Annotated in this window: 9 protein-coding genes; 8 read left to right on the top strand and 1 reads right to left on the bottom strand. The window is 57.0% G+C overall.

The features are described from left to right. From AC27KL_RS02375 to AC27KL_RS02350, 6 genes are all read left to right on the top strand, one after another. Positions 1–2,217 carry a glycoside hydrolase family 31 protein gene (locus AC27KL_RS02375; RefSeq protein ID WP_487168673.1) on the top strand — a complete coding sequence of 739 codons (2,217 nt, stop codon included), beginning with the start codon at positions 1–3 and terminating at the stop codon, positions 2,215–2,217. Then, the gene (locus AC27KL_RS02370) at positions 2,210–3,388 is read left to right on the top strand and encodes a glycoside hydrolase family 88 protein (RefSeq protein WP_487168672.1); all 1,179 of its coding nucleotides are present in this window, start codon (positions 2,210–2,212) and stop codon (positions 3,386–3,388) included. The genes AC27KL_RS02375 and AC27KL_RS02370 overlap by 8 nt, the downstream gene beginning before the upstream one ends. 61 nt (positions 3,389–3,449) lie before the next feature. After that, positions 3,450–5,312: an alpha-L-fucosidase gene (locus AC27KL_RS02365; protein ID WP_487168671.1), complete on the top strand. Its 1,863-nt coding sequence runs from the start codon at positions 3,450–3,452 to the stop codon at positions 5,310–5,312. Positions 5,313–5,433: 121 nt separating this feature from the next. Further along, positions 5,434–6,216: a TrmB family transcriptional regulator gene (locus tag AC27KL_RS02360; RefSeq protein WP_487168670.1), complete on the top strand. Its 783-nt coding sequence runs from the start codon at positions 5,434–5,436 to the stop codon at positions 6,214–6,216. A 78-nt stretch (positions 6,217–6,294) separates the two neighbouring features. Beyond that, a complete protein-coding gene (locus AC27KL_RS02355; protein WP_487168669.1) occupies positions 6,295–7,092 on the top strand; it encodes an inositol monophosphatase family protein in 798 nt (265 codons plus the stop codon). A gap of 527 nt (positions 7,093–7,619) precedes the next feature. Next, positions 7,620–8,849, top strand: a complete 1,230-nt coding sequence (locus AC27KL_RS02350) for a family 8 glycosyl hydrolase (RefSeq protein ID WP_487168668.1) — start codon at positions 7,620–7,622, stop codon at positions 8,847–8,849. Positions 8,850–8,955: 106 nt separating this feature from the next. Here the strand turns inward: AC27KL_RS02350 and AC27KL_RS02345 are convergent, their stop codons facing one another. Next, a complete protein-coding gene (locus AC27KL_RS02345; RefSeq protein WP_487168667.1) occupies positions 8,956–9,909 on the bottom strand; it encodes a phospho-N-acetylmuramoyl-pentapeptide-transferase in 954 nt (317 codons plus the stop codon). 321 nt (positions 9,910–10,230) lie between these two features. On the opposite strand from AC27KL_RS02345, the gene AC27KL_RS02340 reads away from it, so the two are divergent. Together AC27KL_RS02340 and AC27KL_RS02335 are read left to right on the top strand one after the other, a co-directional pair. Then, the gene (locus AC27KL_RS02340) at positions 10,231–10,899 is read left to right on the top strand and encodes a response regulator transcription factor (protein WP_487168666.1); all 669 of its coding nucleotides are present in this window, start codon (positions 10,231–10,233) and stop codon (positions 10,897–10,899) included. Between the two features lie 2 nt (positions 10,900–10,901). Then, a complete protein-coding gene (locus tag AC27KL_RS02335) occupies positions 10,902–12,335 on the top strand; it encodes a HAMP domain-containing sensor histidine kinase (protein ID WP_487168665.1) in 1,434 nt (477 codons plus the stop codon). Positions 12,336–12,339: the final 4 nt, after the last annotated feature.

The raw sequence follows: 12,339 nt of genomic DNA, 5'->3' as shown, positions 1-12,339 counted from the left end.
ATGCTGCATACGGATTGGATTCAAGCGGCGCCGGGCGTATGGAAGACGACCCTCGGCAGCCCGGAGGGGCTGACGCCGCTCACCTGCATGAACCGGAAGCCGAAAACGAAAGCGTTGGCCGGAATGCCGGATATTCCGCTTCCGCTAAAATGGGAGGAAATCGCATTCACCGAGCTGAAAACAGGCGGGAGCCTGCTGTCGTTTCCGCTCGACCAAAGCGAGGAGATGTACGGCGCCGGCCTGCAGTTCATGCGGATGAATCAGCGCGGCCGAACCCGGTACCTGCGGGTAAACAGCGATCCCCGGCAGGATACGGGGGAGACGCATGCGCCCGTCCCTTTTCTGGTGAGCGGGCGCGGGTACGGCGTGCTGGTGGATACCGCGCGGGCCGTCACGATGTACTGCGGGTCGACGCTGCGGCAGCATGAAGGCGCCGCGGCAATGGCCCGCGACCGCAACACGGACCGCGGCTGGAAAGCGACGCCGGCGTCGGACCGACTGGAAATCCGGCTTCCGCCGGAAGGGGCGGCGGTATACCTGTTTGCCGGTCCCGGCATGATGGATGCGGTGCGCCGCTACAACCTGTTCTGCGGCGGGGGAGTTTTGCCCCCGCGCTGGGGGCTGGGCTTCTGGCACCGCGTCCCGACGCTGTACCGGGATGAAGAGGTCGAGCAGGAGGCGATGGAGTTCCGCGCAAGGGACATTCCTTGCGACGTCATCGGGCTGGAGCCGGGCTGGCATTCGGCGAGCTATCCTTGCACCTATGAATGGGATGCGGAACGTTTCCCCGATCCGGCCGGATTCGTTTCCCGCATGCGGCAGGCCGGGTTCCGGCTCAATCTGTGGGAGCATCCCTACATATCGCCGCGGTCGGAATTGTACGGCGAGATGCAGGCGCTGTCCGGCGATTACTCCGTATGGGGCGGCCTCGCCCCCGACTTTGCGCTGGAGAAGGCGAGGGAGCTGTATGCCGCCCAGCATGAGCGGGAGCATGTCAGCCTCGGCATAGCCGGCTACAAGCTGGACGAATGCGACGGCAGCGAGCTGACGCGCAATTCATGGATGTTCCCGGCGCATGCGGCCTTTCCGTCCGGACATGACGGGGAGCAAATGCGGCAGCTGTACGGGTTGCTGCTGCAGGACATCACAAGCGGCCTCTATCGCCGGAAAAACCAGCGGACTTACGGGCTGGTCCGTGCCTCCAACGCGGGCGCGTCGCCGCTTCCGTACGTGCTGTACTCGGATTTGTACGACCACAGGCAATTTGTAAGGGCGCTGTGCAATGCATCGTTTTGCGGGCTGCTTTGGAGCCCGGAGGTGCGCCGGACCGAAAGCACCGAAGACTGGGTGCGGCGGATGCAGACGGTATGCTTCTCGCCGCTGGCGATGCTGAACGCCTGGGGGGACGGCGTGAAGCCGTGGAGCGATCCCGCAGCGGAGGCGGCGATCCGCCATTATATCCGTTTGCGGATGCGCCTGCTGCCTTATTTGTATACCGTATTCGCCGAATACGAGGCGAACGGGACGCCTCCGTTTCCGGCCATGCCGCTCGTGCTGGACGAAGCAAAGCGCACGAAGCAGCGCGCCGCATCCGCCGCCGGAGAAAATCCGGACGCTGCAGCCTTGAACGGCGCCTCCCCTGGAAGACCGGTCCAGGCCTTCGATGTGCTTGATACTTCGGAGGGAGCCTACGGAACCCGGCTTGGGCGCGAATGGGATGACCAGTTTTGCATCGGGCGCGATCTGCTAGTCGCGCCGATGTTTGCGGGCGAAACCGGAAGGGATGTGCTGCTGCCGGAGGGCGTCTGGTATGAAGCCGAAACCGGCGTGCGCCGCGAGGGGGGGCGCGTCATCCGCGTGGAGTGCCCGCTGGAACGCCTCCCGCTTTTCGTTCGCGAGGGTGCCGTCATTCCGATGATACCTGCCCTAAGCCATGTGCCCGAAGGAGACATTTCGATCGAGCTGGTCCATTTTGGATCCGCACCGGGCGAAAGCCTGCTGTATGACGATGACGGAGAAACCTTTGATTACGAACAGACCGGCGGATGCTGGCGTAAAGTGACGGTGGCCAAAACCGCGGACGGGAGCTTTTCCGGCACCGTGGAACCGGGAGGAGCGGGAAGCCGATACCGCGTCGCGGGCTGGCGTTTCGGGCAGACCAGCTTGCCGCCGGAAGCATCTGAACCTGCGAATAGAGGAGGAATATGCAATGAGTGAACAGATTTTACAACAAGCCGACGCCAAACCGCTGCAACCGGCAGAGATCCCTGCTTCCGTCCAAGTTTGGGCGGACGGCGCGTGGGACCGGATTCGCCACAAAATCGGGCGGACCAGCCGCCGCATCGGCGTCAGCTGCCCGCATGCCTCCGTGAACGGCGTATACGACGATATGCGCGTGTCCTGGTGGACGGCCGGCTTCTGGCCGGGCATTTTATGGCAGCTGTCCGCAGACGGCGGACAACCCGAATTCAGGGACATCGCGGAGCGGTGCGAAGAACGGCTCGATGAACCGCTGCATGCGCTGGCGGTGCACCATGATTCGGGGTTTATTTGGCTGCTTTCCGCCGTGGCCAACTACCGCATCACGGGCAATGAACGCTCCCGGCAGCGGGGGCTGATGGCGGCATCGCAGCTGGCGAGCCGTTTTAACCTGAAGGGACGGTATATCCGGGCTTGGCATGATGGGGAGAACATCAACCGTGCCGGCTGGTCGATCATCGATACGATGATGAACCTGCCGCTTTTGTATTGGGCTTCGGAAACGACGAACGACCCGCGCTTCCGGCATATCGCCGCCGCGCATGCGGAAACGGTCCTTGAGCATTTCATGCGCTCGGACGGATCGAGCTATCACATTTTGCGCTTTGACGCCGAAACCGGGGAACTGTTGGGCGCGGATGCCGGGCAGGGTTATGCGGAGGATTCGGCCTGGGCGAGGGGCAGCGCCTGGACGTTGTACGGGATGGCGCTTTCCTATAAATATACCGGAAACGAAGCGTTTTTGACCGCCGCCAAGCGGGCCGCGCATTTCTTTTTGGCCCATCTGCCGGAGGATTACGTGCCTCATTGGGACTTCCGGGCGCCCCGGAACGACGACACGCCGCGCGACACCTCGGCCGGCGCCTGCGCCGCCTGCGGGCTGATCGAGCTTGCGGCCCATGTTCCCGCAGGGGAAGGCCAAACGTATTTGGACGCCGCCGGAAGGCTTGTCCGTGCCCTGGATGAGCAATACGGCGCGTGGGACCGGGAGGACGAGGAAGGGTTGATTTTGTCGGGCACCTCCAATCTGCCGGGCGGGGTGCATATCGATACGCCGCTTATTTACGGAGACTACTTCTTCGTGGAAGCCGTCTCGAGGCTGCGCGGTTCCAAGCTCGGTTTTTGGTAACGGATGTCCGAAATAGGCTATTGAACAGGACACGGGACAAGGAAAGGGGATCGGGAGAAGCATGGGGAATCGGAAGGGGCATCAGACGGACATCGACCTAACGGGACGCGAGCATTCATCGGCCGTCCGCGGGGAAAATCTGCTGGATGATCCTCTGCAGGCCGTAAACGACGGTCCGGAGGCCGGGGACGAAGCCCATGAGCGAAGGATCGCCTGGTGGCGCGAAGCAAGGCTCGGCCTGTTCATTCACTGGGGGCCTTACGCGCTTCCGGCCGGCGAGTGGAACGGGGAGGAAGTCAAAGCCTCTTACAGCGAGCATATTATGCTGCGCGCCCGCATCCCGGTGCAGGCTTACGAGGAAATGGCCGAGCGTTTCAACCCCACCGCCTTCGATGCCGGCAGATGGGTGCGGACCGCCAAGCGGGCCGGGCTGAAATATATTATTTTTACCGCCAAACATCATGACGGATTTGCGATGTACGACTCGAAAATATCCGACTACTCCATCGTGCGGCATACGCCGTTCGGGCGGGACCCGTTGAAGGAATTGGCGGAAGCGTGCCGCGAGGAAGGGCTGGTATTCGGCATTTATTATTCGCACGCCATGGATTGGCATGACCCGGACTCGCAGGGCAACACCTGGGATTATCCCGGCAATATCGGCACCTACGACGAGGTGGAGAGCTGGATTCACGATGAAGACAAACGTTCCCGGTTCGACCGCTACCTCCGCCGCAAATCGCTGCCGCAGGTGCGCGAGCTGCTGACCGAATACGGCAAAGTGGGGCTGATGTGGTTCGACTGCGGGGGCAAGCTGACCCGGGAGCAGGGGGAAGCGTTTCTGACCACCGTTCACGCCCTGCAGCAGGACTGTCTGGTGAACAGCCGCGTCTGGAAAAGCCCGCTCGGGGATTACGCCAACACCTCCGACAACCAGCTTGAAACCCGGGCCGTCCGCAGGGACTGGGAAAATATCATCACGCTGAACGACTCCTGGGGCTATAAAAAATCGGATGCCAACTGGAAGCGGCCGGATGCGATCATTCGCCAGATCATCGACGTGGTCAGCAAAAACGGCAACCTCGTCATCAACGTCGGGCCGACGGCCACGGGCGAGTGGGATCCCGTCTCCGAATCGATCCTGCTGGAGGTCGGCGAGTGGCTGCAGGCGAACGGGGAAAGCATTTACGGCGCGGGAGCGTCGCCGACCGCCAAACCGTCTTGGGGAAGATGTACGTTAAAAGGCCGTACGCTGTACCTGCACATATACGACCGGCCTGCGGACGGACAGCTGGTGGTGCCGGGGCTGCTAAGTCGGGTCGAGCGGATCTATCCCCTGGCAGGCGGGGAGGATTTGGCGTTCCGGCGGCAGGGCGCACAGGATATTGTCGTATTCCTGGACGATGGGCTGCAGATTCCGGACGGAAAACCGGTCGTGCTGGCGGTCTTATGCGCCGAAGCAGTCCAAGGAAACCCCGTCCGGTTGCTGATGGATGGCCCGGGGTCGCCGCCGATGTACGAGCTGGGGGTTTTTGAAAGCGAAATTTCCGGCGCCGCGCTGCGCTACGACACAGGCAAAAAGAACCGCGACAACCTGCTCGATTGGTCCGACCCTGGGGATTTTGCGTTCTGGAACATACGCACTTCAGGTCCCTGCACGTTTACGGCAAGCCTGGTTTACGGATGCGGCGGGGACGGGGGAGGTTCCTACCGCTTGGAGGCTTCCGCTCCCGGTCAAACGCTTCGTCAAAAGGTCGAGCCGACCGGAGGTCCATATGAATTCCGCGAATTCGAAGCCGGCATCCTTCATTTTCCGGATGCGGGCGAATATCGGATCGAGCTGCATGCCGAATGGATCGAAGGCGCGTATTTGATGCAGCCGCGTCAACTGAGGTTAACGCCGGCGGCCAAATCCTTTATATAGGAAGAACAGCCCGCTGCCGGCTTTCCGGTCCGGGTTGTTCTTTTTTCTCGGGTTGACATGTGATGGCTCTATGAGTAGTATTTATAAATAATACTATGAAATTTGAAAAGGGGGTGAGTCCATGATCGAGGAATTGCGAAGCATCGGCTTGTCCGATTTGGAGGCGAGAATTTACCTTGCCCTGCTGGAAGAGCCGGAGATTTCGGGGTATGAAGTGGCAAAAAGGGTATCCGTATCCCGAACCAACGTTTATGCTGCTTTGCGCGCGCTTACGGACAAAGGGGTGTGCCGCACGATTGAGGCCGAACCCGTTTTGTACGATGCCGTTCCGATCGCGGAGCTGATCCGCACGATGAAAACGCGTTTCGACCAAACCTCCAGGCTGCTGCTGCAGGAGCTGGATGCGCCTCCGAAAAAAGCGGCGTCCTTTTATTCCTGGAAAGGAGAGCAAGCGCTGCGGCAGGCGATGGATCGGGTGATCGCCAACAGCGAGCGCAGCATTATCGTCGATGTATGGTCCGAAGATTTTCAAGCGATGGAAGAAGCGCTGCTGGATGCCGAAGGGCGGGGCGTTCGCGTCATCGTCATGACGATCGGCAAGGTTCATACGCCGCTGAAGGAAGTCATCACCCACCTAAGGAGTGCGGACTGGGAAGGGCATATATCCAGGAAATTTTCCGTTTTAGCCGACGGCAAGGCCGCATTGATCGGAAGCTTTGGCAAAACCGTCAAATTGTCCGCGCTGGAGACGGACCATCCGTCGATCATCGAGCTTTTGAAAAACGGATTTTACCATGATCTGGTCGGCGAGCGGATCGAACGGGATTTTGGCGCTGCATTGGCGGAGAACTACGGCAAGGATTATGAAAAGATCATTGCCTCTTACCGGGAGCTGCTCACCTAGGGCTGGCTCCGCCTTTTTTGCGGATTTTATAGTAGTATTTATAAATACTATTAAAATATCGAAGGAGATGCATTTTGTATGATCCAAGTGAAAGTCGATGAAATTCGGGACGTTTTAACCCGCACCGGGCAGCTGCTTTTGCAAAAATATAACCGCGAACAGCCGCCGCAAACCCGGGAGCTTCTGATCGAACGTTTCAACGATGCCAACGGCTGGGCCGAACGGGAGATTCGAAAGGCTTTGGAGTCCCGTTACCCCGGCGTGCGCTGGTCGGGAGCCGAGCTGGATGCCGGCAAACAGGCCGCTCCCGAATTCGGCGGGGGCTATTGGGTGCTCGATCCGATCGACGGCGCGGTGCATCTGCACCAAGGGTTTGCGTTCTGGTCGACCTCTTTGTGCTTGATCGAAGATGGCGTTCCCGTCTTTGCCGCGGTATATGATGCGAACCAGGATGAGTTTTTTCATGCTCTTCGGGGTCAGGGGGCCTTTCTGAACGGAAAACGGATCGGGGTGGCGCGGAAAACGAACCTGAAGGATGCGCTGCTGCTGACGGCACCGCCGAACAAAGTCGACGTCGAACCGGAAAACGTCCGCTGTACCTCCTGGAGCCTCGGCAAGCTGCTCCCCGAATCGACGGCCGTGCGCATGCTGGGTTCCGTTGCGCTCCAAATGGCGTACGTCGCCTGCGGCCGGATGGATGCTTACTGGGAATACGGGCGCGAAATCTACGACTGGATGGCCGGTGCCCTGCTGATCGAAGAAGCGGGGGGAAGCGTGTCGGACGTGGACGGCAAGCCGTTTGCCTGGGGAACTTCAGGCGTTATCGCCGGATATGAGCCATTGCGGTTCAGCATTCAAAACGTATTGGCGGAGTAACAAAGCATCAAAATTTTTTTCCAGAGGGCAGAATCCGTTGGGGATGTGAACAGCGACGGTGGATGCAGAGGCGTTTTTTCGTATGAGGGCAGAGGACCGGGGCGTTAGCCCCGGGTTTTTTTATATAAACTACAGAGCCATTGCTTCCTGATATTGCATGAAAAACTACCTTTAAACGCTGTATGTCTTCCGTGAAAGCACGTCGATAGACGATTTTCATATTTTCAAGTTATACGTTTGGGCGGTTGAGATCATCGATTAGTTGCTTCTATCTTCAGGAAAAAAAAGAAAAACATGTCGAATCAGGACTTTCGATGCAATCTTTTCTGGAACTATTTACAAATATTAGCATGGCATCTAAAATGGATATAGGCGCTAAAATTAAAGCGCTTTAATTTAAAGGAGGTGTTTGCAGAGGCTTTTTTGATTTAACCGTTATTACTTTCCAACAAGATGCTGCCTAATGTCATCCGGCATAAAGGTTATGTCACGGATCCAAAAATCGACTTTAAAGGAGAGTAAGGAAAATGAGAAAAAACAGAAAGTTTTCGCTTCGCGGCAAAGCTGTTATGATGAGTTGTCTCGCTTTTCTCTTGATTCCCGCAAGTTTCGCTTTCGCATCTCCTAACAAGCCGTTTCCGCAGCATACGACATATACATCCGGTACGATCAAACCGAGCAACGTCACGCAAAGCGCGATGGACAGCGCGGTCCAGTCGAAATGGAACAGCTGGAAGGCGGCTTATTTGAAGCCGGCCGGCACCGGAAAATATTACGTGAAATACCAGTCGAACGGCGATACGGTGTCCGAAGCCCATGGCTACGGCATGCTGGCAACCGTTCTGATGGCCGGGTACGACAGCAACGCGCAGACCTATTTTGACGGACTTTATAAATATTACAAGGAACATCCAAGCGACAACAATCCGTACCTGATGGCGTGGAAACAAAACAGCAGCTTCCAGAACATCGAAGGCGCAGATTCAGCCACCGACGGCGACATGGATATCGCTTATTCGCTGCTCCTCGCGGACAAGCAGTGGGGAAGCAGCGGCAGCATCAACTATCTCCAAGCGGCCAAAAATATCATTGGCGCCATCATGGAAAGCGACGTGAACCAGACCCAATGGACGTTGCGTCTCGGCGATTGGGCGACGGACAGCAAATATAAAGACGCGACGCGCCCTTCGGACTTCATGCTGAACCATATGAAGGCTTTCCAGGCCGCAACCGGGGATTCGAGATGGAACAACGTCATCGACAAAACCTACACGATCATCAACTCGATTTACAACAACTACAGCTCGTCGACGGGCCTGCTCCCGGATTTCGTGGTGTTGTCGGGCGGGGTGTACAAGCCTGCTCCGGCCGATTTTCTGGAAGGCGCCAATGACGGGAACTACGAATACAATTCCTGCCGCACGCCATGGCGGATTACGACCGACTACCTGATCTCCGGGGATAACCGCGCGCTTAATCAGCTGAACCAAATGAACGCCTGGATCAAAAACAAAGTAAACGGCAACCCCGGCAGCATCAAAGACGGCTACAAGCTCAGCGGCAGCGTCGTCGGCTCCTACAACAGCGGCGCGTTTTACGCTCCGTTCGGCGTCAGCGCCATGACGTCCTCGGCCAACCAAAGCTGGCTGAACTCCATATGGTCCAAAACGGCCGGCAGCTCGAACGAAGGCTACTATGAAGACAGCATCAAGCTGTTTTCGATGATCGTGATGTCCGGCAACTGGTGGACGTATTAAGGGAAAGACCGGTTGAAGCCGGTAGTCTGCATAAAAAGACCCGATTCGCTTGTATTTCACAGCGGATCGGGTCTTTGTCATGTTTTGAATCCGAAAATAAGCCGGTTTAATGCATGAGATATTTCCAGATCAACCAGCAGATCAGCACCGACATCCACGAAACGAAACCAAAAATCATCACGATTTTGTTTTCGCTCCATCCGTATTTTAGCCTGAAATGGAAGTGGATCGGGGTCATCCGGAACAGCCGCAGCTTCGTGCGTTTATAGTACCACACCTGCAAAATGACCGACAGCTGCTCCGCCAAATAGATGATAAACAACATCGGGATCAAAATCTCGACCTTCTCGATCACGGCCAGCACGGAAAGGGAACCGCCGATCGCCATCGACCCCGTATCGCCCATGAACGCCCTTGCCGGATAAATGTTGTAAAGGAAAAGTCCGAGCAGGCAGCCGATCATGACGAGCGAAAAGGTCTGCACTTCAGGTTTGTCCGAAATCATGAAAAAGAAAAAATACGTCGGAACGGACACGTTGATGAGCAGGCCATCCAGCCCGTCCGTAAAATTGATGGCATTCGCGGAGCCGACCACAAACAGCAGGATGACCGCCACATACACGAATACCGGCAGGTGCAGCTCGTACCCTTGAAATAAAGCGATGTCGCTCGTGAGGCCGAAGAAGCGGAGAAGCAGGTACAGGATCGCCCCGGTAAAAAGAAATTGAAGCACCAGCTTCGTGCGGCCGGAGATGCCGGAAGGGTCCTGCCAGAAGGCTTTTTTGAAGTCGTCCAGGAAGCCGACCGAGCTGAACAGCAAAAACGTCGCGCACAGCAGCAGCATCAGCGGCACGGGGTGGAACTGCAGCGAAGTCGCTACCCCGATGAGCAGGATGAGCCCCGCCATCAGCGGCGTGCCCCGTTTGGCCTGATGATCCGCCGGAAGCTCGGCGCGAATCGGCTGCGTCAGCCGCAGTCTGCGCAGCGTCCAGATCAACAGCGGCGTCAGCGCCGCCACCAGCAGGAAGGACAGGCCGGAAACAGCCATAATTCCGTACATAAGATAAACTCCCTCATTTGAAAAATATGGTATCCCTATCATATAAATAATTCGGCAAGTAGACAAACATTCCTTTTATCGGGGCGCTGATCCGTTTTCAGGTCATTTTCCGTGTTCCGCGACGGGATATTCGTCCGCAGACGGATAATCCTGCATTGCGTGCCAGCGTCGAAAGTGGATTCCTAACCATGTTTGTTTGTAGTCCAAAAAACCCCGATTTACATCTTGCTCGATTTAAGCTAAGTTGAACGTAAATAAGTCATCTGATGTCGAAATACGCGATACGCGAAGTTCCCATATGGATGGGGGAGGTGCACGAAGGTGAATATTTTGATTATCGAAGACGATGCCAGCATCCAGATGCTGCTGAAGCTCAGCCTGGAGGTGGAGGGGTACCGGCCGTCCGTTGCCGGCAGCGTCGCCGAAGGCTTGGACATTCTTGCGGAAGGACAAACGGATCTTGTTTTGCTCGATTTGATGCTGCCGGACCGTTCGGGTTTTGAATTGCTCCAGCAGCTGCAGCGTCAATACCGTAACATTCCCGTCATCGTGCTGACGGCCAAAAACGAAATGAACGATAAAATCCTTGGGTTCCAGCTCGGGGCCGACGATTATTTGACGAAACCGTTCGAAACCCGGGAGCTGGTGGAGCGGATCAAAGCCGTCATGCGCCGAATGCGGGCCTCGCAGCCCCCGTCCGAGACGGTCGCGATCGGCTCCATCGAAATCGACCGGAGGGAGCGGTCCTGCCGGATCGCGGGCAAGCCGCTGAAAACGACGAGCAAGGAGTTCGACTTCCTGTGGCTGCTGTGCACGAATCCGAAAAAGGTTTTTACGCGGGAGGAATTGCTTGACCAGGTTTGGGGTTACGAATATTACGGCCATACCCGTTCCGTCGACATGATGGTGAACCGCCTCAGGGAAAAAATGAAGCCGCATGACCACCTGGTGGCAACCGTCCACGGTACAGGCTACAAGCTGGAGGTATAGGGATGGGGCTGCGCAATAAAATGTTTCTGCAACACGCCGTCACGATCGTAATGCTGCTGGCGGCGATGTATTTCGTCGTCAATTACACGCTGAACAAAAGCATGATCGAACGCGATACGCAAACCTTGAGCCAGTATTTTGCCCTGCACCGCATCGAGGCGCTTAAAATCGTCAGCGACAAAAAAATAAGGATGGACCAGCTGTTTTCCGGCACCTACGCGCCGTTTATCGCTTCCCACCTGGCCGCCAACAGCAATTTTCAGGTGCAGCTGTTTGCACCGGACGAAACGATCGTCGGGAGCAGCAGCGACAAGGACAACCTGCTTAAACGGGGCGACATCGCGGCAGCACTTCAGGGGCAAAACGCGACGGTCATCACGGAAAAGGAAGGCATGCGGACGCTCATTTATTCCGCTCCGTTTTGGTATGAGGGAAAAATCGTGGGCGGTTTTCGTTATTTGCTCGATTTAAGCCCGAACGCGGAGACGCTCCGGCAGATGCGCATCTGGTTTATCGGCGCGGCCGCCGGATGCCTGGCGCTGTCTTTGCTTGCAAGCTATTCCTTCGCTTCGTTTTTGATGAAACCTCTGTATGCGCTGCAGCGGGCGTTAAGGCGCGTTTCGGTCGGAGATTTCAGCAGCAAAATCGAAGCAAAAACCCGCGACGAGGTCGGCGACTTGGCCAAAAGCTTTAATGAGATGTCGCATGCGCTTCAGCATCACATCGAGCTGCTGCATTACGAGCAGGGGAAGCAGAAGGCTTTTTACGACAACATTACGCATGAATTCAAAACGCCGCTGACTTCGGTGATCGGGTTCTCCGAGCTCATCTCCAAAATGCAGCGGATGGAGGATATTCAGGAATGCAACCAGTACATCCGCAAAGAAAGCACGAAGCTGCTGAACATGGTGGAGGAGCTCCTGCAAACGTCGCTGAAGGGCGACGAGGCATGGCGCATCCGGCCGGAGAAAGCGGACCTCGGGGCCTTGATCGCGGACAGTCTCCGCATTTTGAAGCCGACGCTGGAAAAATCGATGATTTCGACGACGGTGAAGGGTTCGCATTTCGAGGTGTTCCTGGACCCGAAACGGACGCAGCAGGTGCTGTTCAACCTGATCGACAACGCCATCCGGCACAGCGAATGCAAACATCTGCATATCGAGCTGAAAGAGCAGGGAGGCCGCGGGTACGTCAGCATCATCGATAACGGCAAAGGGATATCCGAGCAGGATCAAGCCGCCTTGTTCCTTCCGCCGCAGGAAAAAATGGGCCGCGTCATTTCCAGGGATTCGCACGGCCTCGGTTTGCCGCTCTGCAAACAGCTGATGGAGCTCCAGGGCGGGGAATTGACGCTGAAAAGCCGCCCGGGCAAGGGGACGGAAGTGCAGCTTGGTTTCAGCAAAGAGATGCCCGGCATCGGGTTGTTACAAAACTGATACA

The sequence above is a fragment of the Paenibacillus sp. YAE3 genome (assembly GCF_057546105.1).
The sequence above is the reverse complement of the archived record's forward strand: the minus strand, read 5'-3'. Positions and strand labels throughout refer to the sequence as shown.